At 48.5% G+C, this 22,876-nt stretch carries 22 protein-coding genes and 1 tRNA gene; 11 read left to right on the top strand and 12 right to left on the bottom strand.

The window, feature by feature from the left end:
- Positions 1-74: 74 nt before the first annotated feature.
- The 4 genes from BXP70_RS19895 to BXP70_RS30340 form a co-directional block, all read right to left on the bottom strand.
- Entirely contained in the window at positions 75-1,052 is a 978-nt protein-coding gene (locus tag BXP70_RS19895; protein ID WP_086595878.1) for an MBL fold metallo-hydrolase, read from the bottom strand.
- Positions 1,053-1,205: 153 nt separating this feature from the next.
- Positions 1,206-2,741 (bottom strand): hypothetical protein, encoded by a 1,536-nt coding sequence (locus BXP70_RS19890; RefSeq protein WP_086595877.1) that lies wholly within the window; start codon positions 2,739-2,741, stop codon positions 1,206-1,208.
- A gap of 122 nt (positions 2,742-2,863) precedes the next feature.
- Entirely contained in the window at positions 2,864-3,391 is a 528-nt protein-coding gene (locus BXP70_RS29975) for a hypothetical protein (RefSeq protein WP_179197759.1), read from the bottom strand.
- 235 nt (positions 3,392-3,626) lie between these two features.
- A complete protein-coding gene (locus tag BXP70_RS30340; RefSeq protein WP_218779830.1) occupies positions 3,627-3,884 on the bottom strand; it encodes a hypothetical protein in 258 nt (85 codons plus the stop codon).
- Here BXP70_RS30340 and BXP70_RS30335 point away from each other — a divergent pair.
- Positions 3,883-4,065, top strand: a complete 183-nt coding sequence (locus BXP70_RS30335) for a hypothetical protein (RefSeq protein ID WP_218779829.1) — start codon at positions 3,883-3,885, stop codon at positions 4,063-4,065. The two genes, BXP70_RS30340 and BXP70_RS30335, sit on opposite strands and share 2 nt — an antisense overlap.
- 196 nt (positions 4,066-4,261) lie before the next feature.
- On the opposite strand, the gene BXP70_RS19875 is transcribed toward BXP70_RS30335, so the two are convergent.
- A complete protein-coding gene (locus BXP70_RS19875) occupies positions 4,262-4,849 on the bottom strand; it encodes a hypothetical protein (RefSeq protein WP_179197757.1) in 588 nt (195 codons plus the stop codon).
- A 358-nt stretch (positions 4,850-5,207) separates the two neighbouring features.
- Between BXP70_RS19875 and BXP70_RS19870 the strand changes: the two genes are divergently transcribed.
- Positions 5,208-5,615, top strand: coding sequence for a thiol-disulfide oxidoreductase DCC family protein (locus BXP70_RS19870; RefSeq protein WP_086595875.1), 408 nt, complete (start codon positions 5,208-5,210; stop codon positions 5,613-5,615).
- Between the two features lie 45 nt (positions 5,616-5,660).
- On the opposite strand, the gene BXP70_RS19865 is transcribed toward BXP70_RS19870, so the two are convergent.
- Complete coding sequence (locus BXP70_RS19865; RefSeq protein WP_086595874.1) at positions 5,661-6,143, bottom strand: MarR family winged helix-turn-helix transcriptional regulator; 483 nt, start codon at positions 6,141-6,143, stop codon at positions 5,661-5,663.
- Positions 6,144-6,440: 297 nt separating this feature from the next.
- Between BXP70_RS19865 and BXP70_RS19860 the strand changes: the two genes are divergently transcribed.
- Both BXP70_RS19860 and BXP70_RS19855 read left to right on the top strand, forming a co-directional pair.
- Positions 6,441-7,445: a zinc-binding dehydrogenase gene (locus tag BXP70_RS19860; protein ID WP_086595873.1), complete on the top strand. Its 1,005-nt coding sequence runs from the start codon at positions 6,441-6,443 to the stop codon at positions 7,443-7,445.
- A gap of 105 nt (positions 7,446-7,550) precedes the next feature.
- A complete protein-coding gene (locus BXP70_RS19855) occupies positions 7,551-7,802 on the top strand; it encodes a hypothetical protein (RefSeq protein WP_086595872.1) in 252 nt (83 codons plus the stop codon).
- 120 nt (positions 7,803-7,922) lie between these two features.
- Here the strand turns inward: BXP70_RS19855 and BXP70_RS19850 are convergent, their stop codons facing one another.
- A complete protein-coding gene (locus BXP70_RS19850) occupies positions 7,923-9,638 on the bottom strand; it encodes a CotH kinase family protein (RefSeq protein ID WP_086595871.1) in 1,716 nt (571 codons plus the stop codon).
- Positions 9,639-10,062: 424 nt separating this feature from the next.
- Between BXP70_RS19850 and BXP70_RS19845 the strand changes: the two genes are divergently transcribed.
- Positions 10,063-11,142: a metallophosphoesterase gene (locus BXP70_RS19845; RefSeq protein WP_179197756.1), complete on the top strand. Its 1,080-nt coding sequence runs from the start codon at positions 10,063-10,065 to the stop codon at positions 11,140-11,142.
- Positions 11,143-11,264: 122 nt separating this feature from the next.
- On the opposite strand, the gene rfaD is transcribed toward BXP70_RS19845, so the two are convergent.
- Complete coding sequence (gene rfaD, locus BXP70_RS19840; RefSeq protein ID WP_086595869.1) at positions 11,265-12,230, bottom strand: ADP-glyceromanno-heptose 6-epimerase; 966 nt, start codon at positions 12,228-12,230, stop codon at positions 11,265-11,267.
- Positions 12,231-12,475: 245 nt separating this feature from the next.
- Between rfaD and BXP70_RS19835 the strand changes: the two genes are divergently transcribed.
- Together BXP70_RS19835 and lpxB are read left to right on the top strand one after the other, a co-directional pair.
- Complete coding sequence (locus BXP70_RS19835; RefSeq protein ID WP_086595868.1) at positions 12,476-12,892, top strand: 6-pyruvoyl trahydropterin synthase family protein; 417 nt, start codon at positions 12,476-12,478, stop codon at positions 12,890-12,892.
- 108 nt (positions 12,893-13,000) lie between these two features.
- The gene (gene lpxB, locus BXP70_RS19830; protein WP_086595867.1) at positions 13,001-14,110 is read left to right on the top strand and encodes a lipid-A-disaccharide synthase; all 1,110 of its coding nucleotides are present in this window, start codon (positions 13,001-13,003) and stop codon (positions 14,108-14,110) included.
- A gap of 71 nt (positions 14,111-14,181) precedes the next feature.
- Here the strand turns inward: lpxB and clpX are convergent, their stop codons facing one another.
- The 4 genes from clpX to BXP70_RS19810 form a co-directional block, all read right to left on the bottom strand.
- Entirely contained in the window at positions 14,182-15,405 is a 1,224-nt protein-coding gene (gene clpX, locus BXP70_RS19825) for an ATP-dependent Clp protease ATP-binding subunit ClpX (protein ID WP_086595866.1), read from the bottom strand.
- A 219-nt stretch (positions 15,406-15,624) separates the two neighbouring features.
- Complete coding sequence (locus BXP70_RS19820; RefSeq protein ID WP_086595865.1) at positions 15,625-16,335, bottom strand: ClpP family protease; 711 nt, start codon at positions 16,333-16,335, stop codon at positions 15,625-15,627.
- Positions 16,336-16,442: 107 nt separating this feature from the next.
- A complete protein-coding gene (tig, locus tag BXP70_RS19815) occupies positions 16,443-17,771 on the bottom strand; it encodes a trigger factor (protein WP_086595864.1) in 1,329 nt (442 codons plus the stop codon).
- Between the two features lie 156 nt (positions 17,772-17,927).
- Positions 17,928-18,009: transfer RNA gene (locus tag BXP70_RS19810), tRNA-Leu, on the bottom strand.
- A gap of 302 nt (positions 18,010-18,311) precedes the next feature.
- On the opposite strand from BXP70_RS19810, the gene BXP70_RS19805 reads away from it, so the two are divergent.
- From BXP70_RS19805 to BXP70_RS19790, 4 genes are all read left to right on the top strand, one after another.
- Positions 18,312-20,519: a RelA/SpoT family protein gene (locus BXP70_RS19805; protein WP_086595972.1), complete on the top strand. Its 2,208-nt coding sequence runs from the start codon at positions 18,312-18,314 to the stop codon at positions 20,517-20,519.
- A 106-nt stretch (positions 20,520-20,625) separates the two neighbouring features.
- Positions 20,626-21,102: a Fur family transcriptional regulator gene (locus BXP70_RS19800; protein ID WP_086595863.1), complete on the top strand. Its 477-nt coding sequence runs from the start codon at positions 20,626-20,628 to the stop codon at positions 21,100-21,102.
- Positions 21,092-21,439: an STAS domain-containing protein gene (locus BXP70_RS19795; protein ID WP_086595862.1), complete on the top strand. Its 348-nt coding sequence runs from the start codon at positions 21,092-21,094 to the stop codon at positions 21,437-21,439. Before BXP70_RS19800 ends, BXP70_RS19795 begins: the two co-directional genes overlap by 11 nt.
- Complete coding sequence (locus BXP70_RS19790) at positions 21,439-22,710, top strand: adenylosuccinate synthase (protein WP_086595861.1); 1,272 nt, start codon at positions 21,439-21,441, stop codon at positions 22,708-22,710. Before BXP70_RS19795 ends, BXP70_RS19790 begins: the two co-directional genes overlap by 1 nt.
- Positions 22,711-22,876 lie beyond the last annotated feature (166 nt).

The following is a 22,876-nucleotide window of genomic DNA, read 5'->3' as shown; positions in this document are numbered from 1 at the left end:
TAGAGAGCTAGAACGAAAAAGCTCCCCTCCTTTTTCAAAGAGGGGAGCTTTTTCGTTCTAGCTGTTCTACATGCCTACTTCTGGCGTTGCGGCGCGGGTTTGTCTTGGGAGGCTAGTACATAGGCGGCAATGCCTACCAACCCAATACCTAGGAGTAGGTTGGGGAGCGGGTTAGGTACGGGCGGTGGCACAGCAATTACCCCCGTTTCGTCGGCGAGGGCAGGCTGGGGTACGTAGCGGCCTTGCGCTGGCTTCGCTGCCTGATCGAAGTGCTGGGCGAGTTGCGTAAGCTGGTCGCGTAGCTCCTGGCCGCGCATCGCAATGCCATGACCGGTAGCAGCTACTTCTGGCTGCAGCGCAACGAGGGCTTGCACAGAAGCGCGGGCTTGTTCCCAATCACAAGTGAAATACGCGGGCGGACCGTGTACTTCCTGCTTTTGCTGCCACACGGCCATAGCTGATTCCTGCTTCGTCGTCACGAAAGCATCGCCGGCCAGCAAGGTACGGTCCGACTCGCGGAAGAACGACACGTGCCCCGGCGAGTGCCCCGGCGTCGCGAGCCAACGCCAGCCTGGCAGGCCGGGAACGGTGCCATCTTCGGGCAAGGGCTTCACCCGGTCACCTAGGTCGATGGGTTTTTTGGGATACAGAAACGATAAGGACGCCATGGCCCCACCTCCCACGCTTGGGTCGGGCGGCGGATACGACGAGCGGCCCGTTAGGTACGGCAGCTCCAACGGGTGTGCGTACACGGGCACATCGGGCCACCGCTCCACTAACGTGTGCAAAGCCCCAATGTGGTCGAAGTGGCCGTGCGTGAGCAGAATAGCCGCCGGTGGGTTGTCTTCGCCAAACAAAAACTCGGCTTTATCGAGCACCTTCGGGGCGGAGCCGGGCAGCCCCGCATCAACCAGCGCCCATGGGCCAGCGGGTGCCTCGGGGTCGCGCACGTAGAATAGGTTTACAAACACATTGCGCAGCGCCCATACGCCGGGCACGACATGTTGCAAAGCGGGAGTGGTGCCGCGCGTAGCGTGGTTTTGCTCAGCCATAATGAAGAAGATTATGAGAAGTTGATGTCTGTTATCGTCGTGCTAGGTGTTCCTCTAAGGGAGCCTGCCGACGAAAATCTCTGCTACTTGTACTGAAGCCCGCCGAAAAAGGTATTGTCGAGCTTTTGGTTTGCAAGACGGTGAGTAGTCACTTTAGGGCTGCTCGGCCGGTTGCACAGGCTCCGTTTCGCAGCTGCACAGCACCTCGCGGGTGGGTGTCGACGCCTTGTAGTTAGGCAAGGACACTTCCTTCATATAGATCACATCGAGGCGACGGATGGGTTGGCTCGGGTGCTGCTCGTGCCAGATGCGCAACCAATAGTTGCAGTAGTAAGGCCGCATGTAGGCATTGGAGACAAACAGATAATTCTCCGAGTATTTGCGCCACCGGTCGTTTTTGAAGAGTGCCATTACTGAGTACGGCTTATTGTACGTGAGTGGGCGCCCTTTGCGGTTCAGGTCAATGTGTTGGCCGTTTTTGGTAGTAGCATCCAAGATGTACCAGCCATCATCTTTGAACACGGCCGGTGCAAACATGCCCCAGTGCTGATCGGTGCGGAACAAGTACCCAAACCACCGCAATGGGTCTCGCATGTACCACTCAGGCCTAGCAATGCTGTCCATGTTCCACCAGCATACATACACGAGCAGGAGCGTCACAACCGTTTCGCGCATTGCACGCAAGAGGCGGTTAGTACCGCTTGAACGTTGCCAGCTAGCCTCCACCCGCAGCCGAAACGGTAGCCGACGCCATTGCTCCAAGCTAGGTTGCCACCGTGCTAGGTGTGGCCCCAGCCGCTGGGCCCGCGTTCGGATGTGCCGGTCCAGCCAGTTCATCGTCCAGGGCGGGAGCAGACCAATCACCGACGCCATATTGATGAGGTAAAACAGCCCTACAAACAGCGTGAGGCTGATACCTAGGTGGAAGGAGTAGAGCACGCCCACGAACAACAGCCGCCACCACGTTACCCCAAACGGGATAAATAGCATGAAAGGCAGTAGCATCTCGGTGTAATACGTGGCGAAGGTAAGCCAGCGCATCAGGTCATAATGCTGATAAAGCAAGCGCCCGCCCGGCATCAGCAGCTGATCGAGGCTAAGCGCGTAGTAAATGGCTGTGCCATCTTTCGACCATTCTGGTGCATTCTTGAGCAGCGCTGTGCACCAATACACTAGGGCTAACTGCACAATGTAAGCTACTGTCGCGGCGCTGAAATACGTGTAAGTGGTGGGAGCTACTTTGCTGCGGGCGTCGAGGGAATATAGGCGCCCCCAAGGCAAGAAAATGCCCCAGAAAAGAAGCATGCGCAACAAATCGTCGCCGCCCTGCCCAATGAGTGGGTTACGGTTTTGCAGGGAGACTAGCAGCAGCCATGAAATAACGGTCATGAGCCGGGTTTTGTAACCTACCAGCAACGCTATTGCGGCCGCTGCGGCCAGCAAGAACAGCAGTGCTTCGCCTTGCCAGAGCCCCGTAATGGCGTGCAAGGAAAACTGGTACGGGTTCCAGTTATACTGGTACAGCACATTGAGCGGCAATACACCTAGGTTGGCATAGTGCGCTTCTAGATCAGTGCTGCGGATAATTAAATCGGTGAGAATAACAGCGGCTACTGCGATACGCATTAAAGCCATTGCTCGTAAATCGAGCACAAATGGTCGACGCAGAAAAGCTAAAATTCGGGGCATACACGCCGCGGTAGAAGTTCGTGAACAAAGAAAAAGGCGGAAAAACAAGTCACCCCGTAGGAATGACCGGCCTTTCCGCCCTCAGACAGATGCGTTGGTAAGAAACGTTAGCCGGACGAGGCTTAGCGGGTTGTACCACCACTGGTGCTACCCGAGGTAGTAGAACCCGTGCGGCTGCCGCTAGTCGTTGTGGTACGCGTAGAGCGGGTTGTACGAGTGCTGCGGGTTGCGCCGGTGGTAGTGCCCATGCCGCCCGCAGTAGTACCTACTGTTGTGCCGGCCGTAGTACCTACGGTTGTGCCAGTCGTTGCGCCAGCAGTCGTGCCTATGGTGGTACCAGCCGTAGTGCCTACGGTAGTGCCCGCAGTCGTTCCTACGGTTGTTCCAGCCGTGGTAGTGCCCGCTGTCGAACCTAGGCCTGTGGTGCTGCCTACGGTAGTACCAGAGGTTACAGCGCCTGCTGTCGTACCAGCCGTGGTGCCAACTGTTGTGCCGTAGCCAGTCGTCGAGCCGACCGTAGTAGTACCCGATGTGGTGCCGCCTACGGTGCTACCTGTGGTGCCCGAAGTGGTTTGAGCAACGCTCGAACCAGCACTAAACAAGAAGGCAGTTAAAGCAAATGATCCTATTACAAGACGTGTCTTTTTCATAACAATTGAGGTTGGTGAAAACTCAGACCGCGCAGTACGCGCAAGGTGCTTGTACGACAGATTCAAGATTTGGTAGTAAAAATGGCCCTGAAAGCAAGAGGTATGCTTTTGTTTTAGAACCTAGCAACATACACTTACGCTACACGTTGCGCCCGCCAAAACGGCCTAAACAGCACATAGAAAAGTGCAGTTCAGGCCGTTTTAAGCACAGGATTACTCCTTGTTCGGGAGGGTATTAGGTAGTGCTGCCGCCCGTGGTCGAGCCAGCCGTAGAACCGGTTGTGGCGCCGCCTGTTGTGCCACCAGCCGTAGAGCCGCCAGCCGTAGAACCACCGCCAGTGGTGCTTCCCGTAGTAGCGCCTGAAGTAGCGCCCGAGCCCACGCTGCCCGTTGTCGAGGCATCGGCAGCTGTGGTGCCGCTCATGCTGCCGCCACCTGCGGTTGTGCCCTCGGTGCTACCACCCGTGGAAGACATATCAGAAGAGCCAGACATGCTCGAAGAATCAGATGACATCGTGCTGCTAGCATCAGATGATTCGCTAGTGGTGCCACTAGTAGTGCCACTTTCTGCGCCACTATTGCTACCGCCGCAGCTGCTCAAAGTAAGTGAAGTAGCCAGCATTGAAGCAGCTAGCATCATGAATGGAATCTTTTTCATAAAAGAAGTAAAGTGAAAGAACTTGGTGGATTGGGTAAGAGAAGAAATAGAAACTTCACAGCCTTACGTAACTATGTTACTGCGAGTTAAGGTTGAGCTACAAATACCGAAGAGCTTGGTCAACTAAAACTGCCCGGCAGTGCCCTAATAGGAGAGCATACTGCCGGGCAGGTCTTATGATTTTAACTTAGTGCATAAGCTATGCGCACAACCTAGGTAGTGCTGCCGCCGGTGCTGCCACCACCAGTAGTACCGCCGCCAGTAGTACCACCACTGGTGGTGCTACCGCTAGTAGTACCACCGCCAGTAGTGGTACCACCGCTAGTAGTACCACCGCTAGTGGTGCTGCCGCTGGTAGTACCACTTGTTGTACTGCCGCCTGTCGTTGTCCCAGAAGTGGTGCTGCCGCCTGTTGTAGTACTACTTGTCGTGCTACCGCTTGTTGTGTTTCCGGTAGTACTACCGCTGGTTGTTGAGCCTGAAGTAGTCGTTCCCGAAGTTGTCGATCCTGAAGTGGTGCCTGCGGTCGTGCTGGTTGTTGAGCCGCTTGTAGTGCCAGAGGTCGTACCAGAAGTAGTGCCGCTTGTAGTGGTACCGGAGGTTGTTCCACTCGTTGTACCAGAGGTGGTCGTGCCGGTAGTGCCGCTGGTTGTGCCAGAGGTAGTTCCGCTTGTGGTACCAGAAGTAGTACCGCTGGTAGTACTTGGGGTGTTGTTGTCGTCATCGTCGTCACAGGATGTCACGCCAATTGACAAGCACAACAAAGTAGCCGGTATGGCCAAGAGCCATTTCTTTTTCATAGCAAGGAAAGGTTAGGTAGTGGTTATTGTCCTTGCCTATACGACTCTGTGCAATCTGTGAACTGCTAGGTATTTATTGGATTAATTCTGTTTTAATACGGATTTAATCCGTAATTTTACTTAGAGTGTATATTGCAAGTAATTGGTAGATAGTACAGTTAAGAGAAGAATTATATCTGTTCATATAAATATGGTATGAACATAATTATATTGAGCGGCACAGAGATATGCCAATATTTTGTTAACCGTAAAGAAGCCAACAGCTTTAGGTTCAATTGCGTATGCAGATGAACTCAGCCGTTTAGCAGATCGATCAGGATCCGCATCCGCTTGAAGGCTATTATTGTCACCTGCTGCTATGTCGTATTTGCCTGCTACTATTCTTTTTGATGGTGTATGTAATCTTTGCAATGGATTCGTGCAGTTCATCATTAAACATGATTCAGCCGGGCGATTTCGATTTGCTTCGTTACAGTCGGAGGTGGCACAGCAACTGCTCGCAGCACGCGGTATATCCATCGTCACGACCGACCCCGAAAGCGTGTTGTTAATAGTCAACGATAAAGTGTACTCACACTCCGCGGCTGTGCTGCACATTTTGCGGAGGCTAGGTGGCGTTTGGAGGCTGTTGTACGCCGGCATCTTGTTGCCGCGCTTCCTGCGTGATGCCGCCTATCGGTTTGTGGCGCGCAACCGCTATCGTTGGTTTGGTCGCGAAGAGGCCTGTATGATGCCTACTCCAGAGCTAGCTCAACGGTTCTTGTAAGGTTAGGGTCTTACTAACGGAGGAAGTTGTGAGCGGCTAAGTAAGCTAGCTTTTCGAGCTTTCACTAGGCGTGTGGTACGCACCGAGTAAGGCACGTAGCGGTCGGATCAAGCTCTCTTGCTGAGTGCCTAATACGCCAAAGAAGCCATTATCAAATTCTTCTACCGCCCAGGCGGCTTGCACCAGGGTTTTGGTACCAATAGGAGTAAGAGCTACAGCTTTAGCGCGGGTATCCTGCTTGTGTTCGGCGCGCACCAGCAAACCCTTCTCCTCCAGCGTGCGCAATAATTTGCTAGCCATCATTTTATCAATCCGCGCATGTTCGGCTAGCGCAATCTGCGTCACTGGCGTAGCATGCTGGCCTAGTTGGTGAGCCGATGCTAACACGACAAATTGAGCGTGGGTGAGGTCGAAGCGTTCCAGCGCTTTTTTGAGTTCACGTTGCCAAAGATTTGTTACTTGCCACAACAGAAAGCCAGGATTATCATCCGGGCTTTCGAAGGCAAAGAGGGAGTTCGTAGGCGGCATAGAGCAAAGCGACAGGTGATAACAGGCTCCTCAATAAATAACGTTTTGTTTACGAAGTGCCGCCCGAATATTTACTTTCGAGACGCAGAAAAACGAAGTAGCACAGTGCGACAAGTTTGAAAAGTAAGACAAAGGCTAGAATGGCATCGGAGTCAGCCAATAAGAACTGATAGATCTTACTGAAAGTTAGTATCCATGGTTATAGTAATCATATTTATAGTAAGTATGATTACTAAATGCAAAGCCTGTTTAACTATTTGACCCTGAGTGTATATTGGCTTATTTTACCCTTAATTCATGAAAGCTCTCCGTTTAGATGGCATTCAACAGCCTCTGGTTTTACAAGAGGTTCCTACACCCATTCCGGGTCCTAGCCAAGTCTTAGTTCAACTCAAAGCTGCTGCTCTTAATCATCGTGATGTCTGGATTCAGAAGGGACAATATGCTGGCCTGCGCTTTCCGTGCATCCTAGGCTCCGACGGGGCCGGTACAATTACCAAAGTGGGGGAGGGCGTTGACGCAGCGCTCCTGCAGCAGGCAGTGCTCATCAACCCAGGACAGAACTGGGGCAATAATCCGTATGCACAAAGCAAGGACTTTACTATCCTAGGTCTGCCTGAACAAGGAACTTTCGCTGAGTACGTAGCTGTGCCTGTCGCTCAAGTTTGCCCGCTGCCAGCTCACCTTACCTTCGAGCAGGCTGCGGCTTTGCCCCTAGGTGGAGTAACGGCATACCGTGCAATTTTTACACGCGCTAGACTGCAAGCTGGCGAGCGAGTGCTCATTACAGGCATCGGCGGCGGAGTAGCACTGCTCGGCTTGCAAATGGCGGTAGCTTCGGGTGCAGAGGTGTGGGTTACTTCCAGCTCGTCCGACAAGCTAGCTCGTGCTCAGCAGTTAGGTGCTCGTGGTGGCATAAACTACATGGCAGAAAATTGGGCCACTGACCTGCTAAAACAAGCAGGTGGACCCTTCGACGTAATTGTAGACAGTGCCGCTGGGGCAGGGTTTTCTATGCTATTGGATGTAGCTGCACCTGGTGGGCGCCTTGTGTTCTACGGGGCTACGCAAGGTAATATTCCGGATGTAGTAGCGCGCAAAATTTTCTGGAAACAGCTTTCGGTGCTAGGCTCTTCCATGGGTACCACACAAGATTTTGCCGACATGGTAACCTTTGTGAAAGCTAAGCAACTCATTCCCGTCATTGATGAAGTATTCCCCTTCGCTGACGGTGAGGTAGCGATGCGCCGGATGGATAATAGCGAGCAATTCGGTAAGCTCGTGCTACGTGTCAATGTGTAAATGAGTTAGATTATATAATAGGCAGCTAAAAATGAATCTAAAAGCTATATCATCTGTTTCTATAACAGATAAGTTTATAACTACACAATTCATCTCTGCCAACCGATGAAAAACCCAGTTGAATACTTAGAAGGGCAAGTTTTTGAAGCTCGACGCCCGCGGCGCGACCTGCAGCCAGTAGTAACATATGCTGATGCAGTGAAAGCAATAGAAACAGCCTTGGCTGACGCAGAAAAATACAAATACTTGCTGATGCGAGCACTGCGTCGTCATACTGACGAAACAACCGTTGTTCCTATGCAAACAACTCTTTCTGAGGCGACGGTCCGGCCGCTTTATCCGGACCTAGCTGCTTAATTCATGGTGCCTAAACTTTACTGTTGCGAAGGCTATTTGCCGAACAATATCATAGCTTGCTAAACACAAATGGCCCACTACAGTAGTGGGCCATTTGTGTTTAGCAAGCTAGCTGGTAGATTAGTTAATGATAAGTTTCTCCGTTTTAAGGGTTCTGCTGTTTTTCACAGTCACTACGTATAGCCCTCTTGCTAAGCTGTTAAGGGCAACTTTATTGAGCGTACCATTTAATGTAGTTTTCAAGAGCATTCTGCCGTTCATGTCCTGGATAAGTACTTCGTATGGTAGCCCTTCAGTTTCAATGAACAGAAAGTCGTTTGCCGGATTAGGATAAATGCTTACCGTAGCGCTTTGCTTGCCAACACTACTCTTTAGTACCGTGGAAGTTTTGCTAAAAGCACCATCAAGGTAGGCTAGTCTGCTCCTAAGCCACGTAGCTGTATACTCTGCGTATGTATCGTCATACGTGAAGCTGTCCCAGACAAGGTGCTCTCGTTGATAGATATTATTATTTAAAAGGTAGTCTTGTTGTTCTTTGAACTTATCTAATATATACTTTTCAGTGATAACCGTGGCTCTCAGTTCCTCCCATCTTTTATACAGTGTTTCGTTGAATCCTGAAGGTGAGTTGTCTTTGGTTAAACGTTTGTAAAATTCGTTAGTTCGGATATCATTCGTGATATTATCCTTAGATCCGAACCAATTATTGCCAAATGTGCCATCCAAATCCCACGGAATATAATAATACGGTTCGTTGGTTTTGTACTTAGCTATGTAAAGGTTCTTCTCTGTGTTATCTACTGCTCTGATTAGATTTAAAAATATATAATAGTCGACAGCATTTTTAAGGTTGAATTTTGCTTTGTATTGACTATAAAAAAATTGATCAGAACTATTTTCAACAAAATCTATAAAGTTGTATAAATTAGTCCAGTCTATTTTCTCCTCTGGGTGTTTGTATTCAAAACCTCCCCAAGTTAGGCTACTATTATCGAAAGCAGGGAGCCCGGTGAAAAGAATAGCTGGGCCCCAGTTACTTGCTTTATAGAGTTCTCCAACTATGCCGTTATTATATTTTTTTAATTTCAGCTGCTTACGATCAATCCTTTCGCTAAGTGCATAAAGTCCTTTATACTCATTATTTAAGAATAATTCCACATAGGCCATATCAATTCCGTTCTTAGCCTCTGGTTCTTTATCCTTATAATATATCTGATGAATATTTTGCCACAATGTATTAGCTACCTTGCTGTTGACACGAAGTGGCTCGTTGTAAAGCGCTTGTAAATTCCACTTATTGTCAGTGCGCATATTCAACAAGCGTACATCTCTGCTGTCGTCCCCTTTCGTGTCAGTCCAGAAGCTTAGCTCATATGATTTTTTAGGTAGGGTTTGCGAATAACTGCCTCGTATTTCTATACCTAGGTTAGATTCTGTTATTGTTCCACTTGCCTCTGACATTAAAAACTTAGCAAGCACGCTAGGAGAATCTACTATCTCGTTGTCTGTATCAACGTGAACGATAGGAAGCTGGGTGAAATAGGTTGTATAAGTTATATTTTGGAACTTCACTTGATACGATGAAGCCGTATTTACTAGTAGAGGTGGTTCAACAAATATATAATCTTTGTCGAGGACAAGATGAGTTCTTAATTCATCGGCGTCTGCATTAACATCCTCAACCTTTTTATTGATTACGATGATGTGCTGCTTGTTGTCGATATGGTAGAAGTTAGGAGAAATGGTGATTGTATTTCCCGCGAATGCCTGCGTGGCTACGCAAAAAAAAGTAGTCGCTAGAGCTGTTAAACGAGTAGTAAAAAAGTGAGCAAACATAATTACTTATTTGTAGTATTTTTATTGTGTTAGGTAATTGCTTATGTAAAAGGAAATAGTAGGCGCGCTCTAAATATGTTGGATAATATATGCTTATAACACAGCATATATTTCGTGACGGACTATGCTAGCTAGCCTTCTTCAACGATGAGCTGTCGGCGCGTGAAAAATGGCCGCAAAGTTGTTTGTTGTTGGGCCTACTAATCGCAGACACATCTATAATTGATGATGTGTCGGTAGGATTTAGTCGTGATAGTATGATTGTTAAATAGGACTAATCTTGTAAATCGGTTGCAAATAACGTGTCTAAAATCTTATGTTTATTAACATTTTATAATATTCTTAAATACTTATAATTAATCGTAAGGATAATCTAATGAGGCTTGCCTTTCTACTTGCTTTCCGCTGTCTGCTTCTTATAAGCTTGCTATGCACCTTACCTTCTGTAAACTATGCACAGCGTTTTGCTGCTATTGGTGATTACGGCTACGCCGGGCAGCCTGAGAAGGACGTGGCAGACATGGTAAAGGCTTGGGAACCAGACTTCATAATTACGCTCGGTGACAACAACTATAACCTAGGCGACTCCACGACTATTGATCAGAATATTGGTCAGTACTACCACAAGTATATCTATAAGTACCGCGGGCGCTATGGTCCTAGTGCCTCGTCGAACCGCTTCTTTCCTTCGCTTGGCAATCATGATTACTACACACGTAATGGGGAGCCGTACCGGGATTATTTCACGCTGCCAGGCAATGGCCGTTACTATGATTTTGTGCGAGGCGATATTCACTTCTTTGCACTCGACAGCGACCCTGCTGAGCCGGATGGCGTTGATGTCAAGTCGGTGCAAGCCCAGTGGCTCCGGACAAAGCTAGCGGCATCTACTGCGCGTTGGAAAGTAGTATACCTACATCATGCTCCGTATTCGTCTGGTGCGCATGGCAATACTGAAGAGCTTCAATGGCCTTTCCGAGAGTGGGGAGCTTCTGTAGTATTAGCCGGCCACGATCACCACTATGAACGCCTAATGGCTGATGGGTTGCCTTATTTTGTTAATGGGCTAGGTGGGCGTAGCATTTATAGAGTTCAGCCGCAGCCTATACCAGAAAGCAGAACTACCTTCAATGGTGATTATGGTGCTATGCTTATCAATGCTAATCCCGACAGCTTGGCGTTGCAATTCTACACCCGTAAGCATGTATTGATCGACACGTATGTGTTGCATCGCCCGCTCAGCACAACACCGAAGCTATATCCAGTCGGCCCCAATCCTTTCCAGGAGGAGGCTATGATCGAGTTTTCGGTACCCACTCAAATGGCGGTGCAATTACGGATTTTAAATACCCTAGGGCAGGAAGTAGCCGCGTTGCACCAGGGAACAGTTAAAGTTGGCTGGCACCGGTTCACGTGGCAGCGAAACTCACTGCCAGCGGGCATCTACTACGTGCAGCTAGTTGGAAATGGCTTCTCACAAGTAATGCGCGTTGTAGCGCTTTGATGGCGACTCCCTTGCTTAGCTCGCTGCAAGCATAAATAACTGTCTGAACGTAACAGCCCGTCCAACTACATCGAAAGAGTAGTTGGACGGGCTGTTACGTTCAGACAGTTATAAGGAGGTGCTTACATATAAGCGCCTGGCACTAAGTAATTTTGTACGTAATCTTGAATACCGTCTTCTAATCGAGTAAAGGGCCGATCGTAGCCAATACTGCGCAGCTTGCTCATATCGGCTTGTGTGAAGTATTGGTAAGTGTCACGAATATCCTCTGGGGTGTCTTTGAAATGGATATCCGCCGTGCGGCCTAGAGCATCGAATGTATTCAAGGTCAAATCTAAGAATGTGCGTGCTTCGCCGGTACCTAGGTTGTAAATGCCAGAATGCTGGCGATGATGCATCAGGAAGTAGCATACTTCCACTACATCTTTCACGTACACAAAGTCCCGTTTCTGCTCGCCATCTGCATAGTCAGGATTGTGGGAGCGAAACAGGGTCATGGAACTCGTATTGCGAATTTGCTCGAAAGCGTGAAAAATAACCGAGGCCATACGTCCCTTGTGGTATTCGTTCGGGCCATAGACATTGAAAAACTTGAGGCCAGCCCAAAAGAAAGGCTTCTCGGCTTGGGTAACAGCCCAGTTGTCGAAGTCGTTTTTTGACTCGCCATATGGGTTGAGGGGGCGTAGCAGAGGCAGTAAGACATCATCGTCGGAATACCCGAGCGTGCCTGAGCCATACGTAGCTGCGGAAGAAGCGTACACCAGTGGTAGTTGGTACTGGCAGCACGCTTGCCACATTTGCTTCGAATAATTCAGGTTAAGCAAATCAAATACTTCGCGGCTTTGCTCGGTCGTGTCCGTACGGGCACCTAGGTGGAAGATAAATTCAACTTCCTCGTGATGCTCCGCTAACCAATCGAAAAACTCGTTGCGGTCAACGTAAGCACGCAAACGCTTGCCTTTCAAGTTAACGAGCTTGCGCTCTACGGCGAAATTATCCACCACAACGATATCGTTGAAGTTGGCGGCATTGAGGCGGGTAACGAGGCAGCTAGCAATAAAGCCGGCTGCTCCAGTGACAACGATCATAGGGCAACGCTAGTTTTTGTTCAAAGGTACTTCAACGGAGGCAATGCGTCTCTACGTTAAGACTTGCCCATGAACCGGTGCGGCGCACGCTTCTTCGTATATTTGCGGCGAAAAAAGAACGGATAGGTTTGTGCCTTGTTGGAAGTAAGCAACTAGATGATTGATGTGCCAGCGCTTGCTAGGTACCAATCAGCCTACCCTCGCTAACCAACGCATCTACAAGTCCACCAATCAACACCTCAGCAATGATCTACGTTAGTCGGCAGGAGCACTTCAATGCCGCTCACAAGCTATACAACCCTACCTGGTCTGATGAACGCAACCGCGAAGTTTTCGGACCTTGTGCTAATGTGAACTGGCACGGACACAATTACGAACTAATTGTGACCGTAAAAGGCCAGCCCGATCCGGATACCGGCTTTGTTGTTGATCTGAAACAACTCAGTCAAATTATTCGGAAGCACATCATTGAGCAGGTTGACCACAAAAATCTCAATCTGGATGTGCCGTTTATGCAAGACAAACTTGCTAGCACCGAGAACCTAGCCGTTGCCTTCTGGCAGATTCTACAACGTGAGCTACCGAGCATCTCTGCGGCGGAGCTTCACTGCATTAAACTTTACGAGACGCCCCGCAACTTCGTAGAATATTATGGTGAGTAAATCATTGATCATTTATCAATTAACATCCACTAGCTTCTCAACTCACCATGTAGGAATGCTGTTGAAAGTGATCTGATAAATGATAAGTGTTAATTGATAAGTGATAAAATGAAGTATTACTTGATTGCGGGAGAGCGTTCCGGCGACTTCCATGCGTCGCACTTGATGCGCGCATTGCGCCACCAGGACGCTGCCGCTGAATTTCGGTGCTGGGGCGGCGATATGATGGCTGCCGAAGGAGGAGAGTTGGTGCACCATTATCAGGAAATGGCCATCATGGGCTTTTTAGAAGCCGCAACGAGTATTCTGAAGTTTCGGCGTTACCTGAAAGAGTGTCAGCACGATCTGCTCGCGTATCGGCCTGATGTACTTATCTTGGTTGATTACGCAGGTTTCAACCTACGCGTGGCAAAATTTGCCAAGCAACATGGCATTAAGGTTTTTTACTACATCTCGCCCAAAATATGGGCTTGGAATCAAGGGCGGGTACACAAGGTAAAAGCTTTGGTGGATCGTATGTTCGTGATTCTGCCGTTTGAGTCGGAGTTTTATCAGCGCTTTGGTTACGAGGTCGATTACATCGGTAACCCAACCGCCGATGCTGTAGCTGAACACCCGGCTAGTTCCGATTTCTATGCTCGCAATAAGCTAGCTACCGATAAGCCTATTATCGCTGTGTTGCCTGGCAGCCGTAAGCAGGAAATCGAAGCCATGCTTTACGTGATGTTGTCCATTCTACCGCCGTTTCTAGACTATCAGTTTGTGGTGGCCGGCGTCGATAATCTCGACCCTAATTATTACGCGCACTTCGAGCGCAATAACGTCCGGATTATTTTTGGGCAGACGTTTGACCTACTTCAGCACGCCAAGGCTGCTCTCGTTACAAGTGGTACTGCAACGTTAGAAACGGCCCTGTTTGGCGTGCCGCAAGTTGTGTGTTACCGCACCAGTGCCATCACGTACGCCATCGGAAAGGCTGTTATCAAAGTGCCCTACATTTCATTGGTCAATCTTATTGTAGGGCGAGAAGTGGTAAAAGAGTTGATTCAAGGCGAGTTCAACTCCCGCAACTTGGTGAAGGAATTGAAGAAAGTAACAACTGATGAAGAGTTCATTGCTCAGCAAAAAGCTGGCTACGTTGAACTGCGTGAGAAGTTAGGTCGGCACAACGCCGCTGAGAAAGCTGCGAAGTTGATGGTCGAATACCTGAACGCTTAGCTGAGTTTCCTAAAAAGCAACGGGCTGGTAGAATGATCTACCAGCCCGTTGCTTTTATAGTTGCGGTATGCTTACGCTGCGCGTAATTGCTTCAATGGGGACTTCTCGAATTTGCTCTGAGCATAAGCTAGGTCTATTGCAAACTCTTTAACGCCAGCTTCCGAGGGCATCTCAAACATGGCATCTGTCATGATGCTTTCGCAGATAGAGCGTAAGCCACGGGCGCCCAATCGATACTCATCAGCCTTAAGAACGATGTATTCCAGAGCCGATTCTGTGAAGGAAAGATCGATGCCTTCCATCTCAAACAGCCGCTGATATTGCTTCACGATAGAGTTTTTGGGTTCCGTCAGAATCTTGCGCAATGTAGCATGGTCTAGCGGGTTCAGATGCGTTAAGACAGGCAAACGACCAATGAGCTCCGGAATCAAGCCAAACGCTTTCATGTCCTGAGCCGTAACGTAGCGCAAGAAGTTCTTAGTGTCAATCTGATCCTCAAGCATCGTCTTGGCAAAGCCCATAGGCTTCGTGTTCAAACGGCTCTTAATAATCCGGTCGATGCCGACAAAAGCGCCGCCGCAGATAAATAGGATGTTTTCGGTGTTTACCGCAATCATCTTTTGCTCGGGGTGCTTGCGCCCACCATTTGGTGGTACGTTCACCACGGTGCCTTCTAGTAGCTTCAGCATGGCTTGCTGCACACCTTCGCCACTCACGTCGCGCGTGATGCTGGGGTTATCGCTCTTGCGGGCTATCTTATCAATCTCGTCGATATACACGATGCCGCGCTCTGCTGCTTCCACGTTATAGTCAGCCGCTTGTAGCAGACGAGCTAGGATGCTTTCTACGTCCTCGCCTACATAGCCGGCTTCGGTAAGCACCGTAGCATCTGCAATGCAGAAAGGAACTTGCAGAATATTGGCTAGCATACGGGTCAGAAAGGTTTTGCCAGTGCCTGTTTCGCCTACCATAATGATGTTCGATTTCTCGATTACTACATCATCCTTTGTAGGTTTTTGCATCAGGCGCTTGTAGTGGTTATAAACCGCCACCGACATTACCTTTTTGGCTTCGTCTTGCCCTACCACATATTGGTCGAGATACTCCTTCATCTCGCGGGGCTTCACGAGGTTGAACTTGGGCGCCTTGGTGTTCGAGCGAATCTTGTTCTCCTCGTTTAATATTTGCTGGGCCTGACCGACGCAACGCTCACAAATGTGCGCGTTGATGCCGGAAATCATGACCGAGACGTCTTTTTTGCTCTTGCCGCAGAAGGAGCACGTGATATCTGCCATTGCTAGGTATCTCTCTGGATAGGGTAGGGGAGCCGCTCTCAATAAGTTAAGCAGCCTCAAAGGTACGAAAACGCAAACGCCTTAGGTAGGCAAAAAGGTTGCCAGCCAAGGTAGCTTCTACTTAAAAGCGAAAAAGCTCCTCGTTGGTTACCAAAACCAACGAGGAGCTTTTCACTACGAAGTTCTAAATGAACCTAGGGCCTTACTTTTTAATTCAACCTAGCTTACAATCTTACGCTCCAGGACTTCATCGATCAGGCCATATTCTTTCGCTTCGTCGGCGCGCATCCAGTAGTCACGCTCCGAGTTATCGTAGATTTCCTGATAGGTCTTGCCCGAGTGCTTGGCCAAGATGTCGTACAGTTCTTTCTTTAATTTTAAGATCTCACGAGCGGTGATTTCAATGTCCGTCGATTGACCTTGTGCGCCACCCGAAGGCTGGTGAATCATCACACGGGCGTGGGGAAGTGCCGAGCGCTTGTCTTTGGCACCGCCAGCGAGCAATACAGCACCCATCGAAGCAGCCAGACCCGTGCAGATTGTCGCTACGTCTGGGTTCACATACTGCATGGTATCATAGATACCTAGGCCAGCGTACACCGAGCCACCGGGCGAGTTGATGTACAACAGGATATCTTTCTTAGCATCAGCTGACTCAAGGAAGAGCAACTGGGCTGTAATGATGTTCGCAATGTAGTCGTCAACGGCCGTACCTAGGAATACAATACGGTCCATGATTAGGCGAGAGAATACGTCAATCTCAGCAAAACGCGTAGGGCGCTCCTCAATTACCGAACGCGTCATCCCCGTTGGCAACATCATACCCGAACGAACTTGGCCTTCAACGTGGTTCAAATACTGGTCCACGCCCAGTCCGCTAAGACCCTGGCCTTTGACGGCAAACTTGCGGAATTCTTGTTTATTCAGCATGACAGAAAAGATGGGAGAATTGTTAAGAGCAAAACCTCCGGGCAACAAAAAAGCCCTTGCGGCAAGTAAGGGCTTTTTTGTGGGTTACAAAACCAAGCGATCAGCGATTAGCTGGCAGCCTGACTCCGGAAATCCTCAGCCGAAACTGGCTTATCATTAACAACAACTTTGCCGCGCAGGTTTTCGATTACCTTTTCTGCCAGAATGGCTTCATACTCGTTTACGTAGTTCTTGCCGTTCTCCTGACGCAGATAATTGTCAGCAAAGCTCCGCATTGACTCGCGCAGTTCATCGGTCATTTCCATGTTGAACTGACCTAAAATCTTCTGCATCGTACGATCTACGATTTCGTCGTTCGATACTTTTAGGCCTTGCTCCTCAACTACTTTATTGCGGATCATTGACCACTTCAACTCGCGCTCGTAATCATCGTAGTGCTCATCTACTTGCTCCGCAGTTAGTTTACCTTCGTTGGCACGTACCAACCACTTCTTGAAAAACTCTTTCGGAACCGTGATGGTCGTGTTATTCACCATCTGATCCACGATCTGACGGTTCATCAGGCCTTCTGCCTCACGATCGTAGTTCTCCTGAATCGTGGTGCGAACCTTCTCATCAAAGTCTTCTTTTGACGTCACAACGTCTTTTCCGAACACTTTGTCGAACAGCTCTTGGTTGACTTCAGGCGTAGTTGTACGGTTGATTTTCTCAACAGCCAGCACATAATCGCCCTCTGCACTTGCTGCCTCTTCCTTCGATAAGCCCGAGAAGTTGGCGATATCCGAAGCATCACCAGCGAAAGCATCTTTTAGGTCGAACGTAATCTCGTCGCCAGGCTTCACACCGATGAACTTATCGGCGCCATTCTTTACCTTATTGGTAGGTAGCAACACAACACGGCCTTCCCCTTCTTCGCCTACCTTCTTGAGCTTACCATAGAGGTAATCGCCAGTTTCCGATTCGTCAGGGTTAGTGCTTTCACCAAACTGACGTGTAATTTGGTCGTGCGTTTCTTCTAAAGTCTTTTCATCTACCGTTACTTGTTGACGGTCAACAGTAATCGACTGATCAGCGGGAAGTTCAAAGTCGGGCAATAGACCTAGCTCAAACTTAAAATCGAAGTCTTTCTGGGTATCAAAATCGACTTGCGTTTCCAGCGGCAGTGGTTCACCTAGGATCTTAATATTATTCTCCTTGATATACCCGTCCACAGCCTTGCCAAGTAAGCTGTTAATTTCGTCCGCCAGAATCCCCTTGCCGTACATTTTGCGCACCAACGTTACAGGCACTTTGCCAGGCCGAAATCCTTTGATTTGAGCCTTTTTGCTGTACTCCTTCAACTTGCCCTCAACAGCAGCTGAATAGTCAGCTTCCGTCAGGTGTACTGTCAGGATGGCATTAAGTTGATCTTCGTTTTTATCGAGAGTAATGTCCAAAACGAGTGGTCGGTTAAGGGTAGATGGAAGAAGTGTGCAATTGACCTAGGGCGGGTCGCTACGCCAAAAGCAGACTATGGGCTAAAAAGAAACCCCCAACGGTTGGGTTGAGGGCTAATTCATTTTTTAGTACTAAGTACCAGAGAAAATAATAAGTGCGGATGGAGGGACTCGAACCCACACGCCTTGCGGCACCAGATCCTAAGTCTGGCACGTCTACCAATTTCGCCACATCCGCGTACGAAGCCAACTGCCTCGGGGCCGCAAAACTACAAAACGACTTTTAAATTCCAAACGTGCTGGTAGGTATACCTACATTATTAAGTGTAAATAATTTGCAAAGTATTGATGTTGAGTAAATTGTATAAGAAGATTTAGTTTGAGAATACTTTCTATTGCAAGGCAGAAGGTAAAAAGAAGACAAACCTTTTGTTGCTAGCTAGGTGTTATAACGTGATTACTGCCTGCAAAAGCTCTCCACGCTTTGTACTTTAGCGAATAGATGCTGTTTGTGATGTGCTGGCTTTGCTCCGTCTGTTTATGCCTACCCTAATTGATCCTGAAGTAGAACGCAACGAGATTTTGCGGCAGTACCGTCGCTTACTCCGTACGGCTAAGCCTTACCTATCTGGTAATGACGCCAAACTGATTAAAAAAGCGTTTAATACCTCGCTAGAAGCGCACAAAGAAATGCGCCGAAAATCGGGAGAACCTTATATCCTGCATCCCCTGGCTGTTGCTCAGATAGCGGTGGAAGAGATAGGCCTAGGTACTACCAGCATTGTGTCTGCTCTTTTGCACGATGTAGTAGAGGATACCACATGGGAAATTGCAGATGTAGAACGTGAATTTGGCCCTAAGGTCGCCCGCATCATTGATGGGCTCACCAAAATCTCGGGAGTATTCGAATATGGCACTTCCGAACAGGCAGAAAACTTTCGCAAGATGCTGCTTACGCTCTCGGAAGATGTGCGTGTTATTTTAATTAAGCTAGCTGACCGCTTGCACAACATGCGCACGCTCGACTCGATGCCGCGTCATAAGCAGCTTAAAATTGCTTCAGAGACCATTTACCTATACGCCCCGCTAGCACACCGCTTAGGTCTTTATGCTATCAAAACGGAGCTAGAAGATCTTTACTTGAAGTACACGGATACCGAAGTGTACCAAGAGCTGGTAAATAAAGTACGCCAGAGCCGTAGTGCTCGAAATCGCTTTATCAAGGATTTTGTGACTCCAATAGATGAGGAGTTACAGGTTCAAGGATTTCATTACGAAATAAAAGGTCGACCCAAGTCGATTTATTCCATTCTGCGCAAAATGCGCAAGCAGAATGTGACTTTCGATGAAGTTTACGACCTGTTTGCTATTCGGGTCATTTTAGATGTGCCACCAGAGCAAGAGAAAGCAGCTTGTTGGCAAGTGTACTCCATCGTCACAGACTTCTATCAGCCCAATCCCGACCGTTTGCGCGATTGGGTAAGCACGCCCAAAGCCAACGGGTACGAGAGTTTGCACACCACCGTCATGTCACGCACCGGGCAATGGGTAGAAGTGCAAATTCGTTCGCGCCGTATGGATGACATTGCCGAAAAAGGCTACGCCGCCCATTGGAAGTACAAAGATACCGGCGTGCCACAGCCAGAATCGGGGCTAGAGGCTTGGATTGCGAAGGTGCGTGAGATGCTCGAAACCAATAATTCCAGTGCGTTGGAATTTATGGACGAGTTCCGACAAAACTTGTTTGTTAAAGAGGTTTACGTCTTCACGCCAAAAGGCAAACTCATTATTCTACCCGAGCGCTCCACAGCGTTAGACTTTGCCTTCGAAATTCATACGCATATAGGTTTACAATGCCTAGGTGCAAAAGTGAATCAGAAATTAGAGCCGCTGAGTTACCAGCTTCGAAACGGCGACCAAGTGGAGATCATTACTTCTCAACGGCAACGTCCAACTGAGGAGTGGTTGAACTATGTTATCAGTTCAAAGGCACGTTCCAAGATCAAAGAGTTCTTGCGCGATGATAAGCGCAGCAAAGCAGAAGACGGCCGCTTCTTGGTAGAGAAACGCTTGCAGCTTCTCGGTGTCGAGTATAATCAGGATAACCTGAACCGGTTGCTTGCGCACTTCAATATCTACAACTTGCAAGATTTCTTTTACCGGTTGGCTATCGGGCAGATCGACGGACGTGAAATTAGAGAACATCTATTTGACCCTGCTACGCCTGCGCCGCGCTTGCCTTCGCCGTTAGAGCCAAAAAGCTTCGATCATGAAGTGCAAAAGATTCGCGGAATCAATTCGAACATGTTGCTGGTAGGGGAGAAGACAGACAAGTTTGACTATACTATTGCGCCTTGTTGTAACCCCATTCCTGGTGATGATGTGTTTGGCTTCGAAACCGATGAAGGTATTGTAATTCATCGCACATCTTGTCCGAAAGCAGTCGAACTGATGTCGAACTACGGCAATCGTATTGTGCGTGCAAAATGGACCGATCAGCTAGAGCTAGCTTTCTTAGCTGGTATTCGCATCAAAGGTTCTGACCGTGTTGGTCTTGTCAACGACGTAACGCGCATTATCTCCAATAGCCTTAAAGTGAATATGCGCTCCATAACTGTTGATTCAAATGATGGTATGTTTGAAGGGCAGATTATGGTGTTTGTGCATGATACAGCTCACTTAAATAAGCTAATTCAGCGTCTTCTAAAAGTGAACGGAGTACTGTTGGTCGAGCGTTTTGATACGTAAAGTTCTTCGGAGTTTAATAGAGGCCTAGGTAGTACAAAAGTCTCACTTGTACTGCACCACAGCAATGTTACTTACCTTTGCCACTCCTTATAGTATAGGTCGCAAAATGCTTGATAAAGAAAAGTTTGAGGAAGTAAAGAAGATCTTTACTGCCTACCTTGAAAACAAAGGATTGCGTAAAACTTCGGAGCGGTATGCCATCCTGGAGGAGATTTACTCACGAGGTGGTCACTTCGACGTAGAGGAGCTGTACGCTGGTATGAAAGTTCAAGGGCTACAGGTAAGCCGCGCGACAGTCTATAATACACTGGACCTATTAGTCGAGCATGGTTTGGTAAGCAAACACCAGTTTGGCCGCAACCTAGCCCAATACGAAAAGTCATATGGCTATCGGCAACACGACCACGTGATCTGCACGGAATGCCATAAAGTAGTGGAGTTCTGTGACCCGCGCATTCATGGTATTCAAACAATGGTCGGCGACCTTTTGAATTTCCATATCTTGCACCACTCTTTAAACCTTTACGGCGTATGCGGCGACTGCCGCGCCAAGGCCATTGCCCATTCTTTGAATGAAAACTGATTCCACCGTCCAAGACGGTATTCTCTTCGTCCGCTTTTCCGGCGACCTACTAGGCAGCCCCGATTCCCAGCAAATTCTTGATACAGTCAATAGTCACCTAGGTGATTCAATTCTCAATTGCGCGATTGACTTATCGAATGTTCGTTACATCAACAGCACCGGAATAGGCGTCTTGGTGTCTTTACTCACTAAATATCGTAGCCGTGGTGGTGAGCTGATTCTAATCAGCCCTGCTGAACATCCACGCAAGATGCTAGCCATAACGAAGCTCAATGCCATCTTCACAATTGTGGATGACGACGCAGCTGCTGTTGAACAATTAAAAACCGTAAGCTAATGCCAGTTGACGTACTAGTTGGATTGCAATGGGGGGACGAGGGTAAAGGGAAAATTGTTGACGTGCTAGCTCCAACGTATGATGTAGTAGCGCGCTTTCAGGGCGGACCTAATGCAGGCCATACATTGACCTTTGGCGGCATGAAGCACGTGCTGCATCAAGTACCGTCAGGTATTTTTCATCCACATATTATTAATGTGGTTGGTAATGGGGTTGTGTTAGATCCTGTTATATTCCTAGGTGAGTTACAAAAACTTACTGACCGCGGCGTTGATTGGGCGCAGAATCTCTTTGTTTCTAAAAAAGCTCAATTAATTCTTCCTTCGCACCGTGCGCTAGATCGGATTTCAGAAGAATCCCGAGGTGGAGGCAAGATAGGCTCTACCCTAAAAGGTATTGGACCCACGTATCAAGATAAAATTGGGCGTAATGGCCTCCGAGTAGGAGATATATTACTGCCTAGTTTCTCGGAACGCTATGCGGAAGTGGTAGCACGCCACGCGAAGCTTGCTGCTTTTTATGAGCGCGAATTAGCAATAGAGTCAGCGGAGGAAGAGTTTTTCGCTGCCATTGAATCGCTACGCAGGCTTCAACTCACTGATACGGAATACCTGCTCAATGACATGTTGCAGCAGGGTAAGCGAATATTGGCAGAAGGGGCTCAAGGAGCTTTATTGGATATTGACTTCGGTACCTATCCATTTGTAACTTCTTCTAATACTATCGTCGCGGGTGCATGCACCGGCCTAGGTATAGCACCACGGCATATAGATAAGGTGTATGGAATCAGCAAAGCCTACTGTACACGCGTAGGAAGTGGGCCTTTCCCTACCGAGTTATCAGATGAAGTAGGAGAAAGGATTCGGCAAGCAGGACGCGAGTTCGGTTCTACCACAGGACGTCCTCGGCGCTGTGGGTGGATAGATCTTCCTTCCCTGCGGTACAGTATCATGTTGAATGGCGTTACTGAACTACATCTGATGAAGGCCGACGTACTCGATGAGTTCGATGAAATTAAAGTGTGTACACACTATGCCACCCCTGATGGGCAGCAAACAACTCATTTTTTAGATGGCGATGGCCTGCAGGGAGCTACTCCCGTCTACGTTACATTACCTGGATGGCGTAGCGAGCTGCAAAATCTTAATAATGCATCAGCCTTACCGATCGAGCTACAATCCTATATCAAATTTTTGGAGGAGCAACTCGAAGTACCAATCAGAATAGTGAGTGTGGGACCAGATCGGGCCAGTACGTTACACTTAAACTAGTTGGATCACTAAGAATGCCCGAGCCGGTGGGTCTACCTCACCGGCTCGGGCATTCTTACTTAATAGTTAAATAAGTTAACAAGCTCAAACGAGTAAAAAAACAAGCTGTAGTTTGCATCTGAATCTATAATCACTACTTTTGCACTCCCAAACCGGAACGCGGTAC

This window comes from Hymenobacter crusticola, assembly GCF_002154225.1.
GTDB classification, from domain to species: domain Bacteria; phylum Bacteroidota; class Bacteroidia; order Cytophagales; family Hymenobacteraceae; genus Hymenobacter; species Hymenobacter crusticola.
Note: the sequence above shows the minus strand (reverse complement) of the source record. Positions and strands in the feature narration are given on the sequence as shown.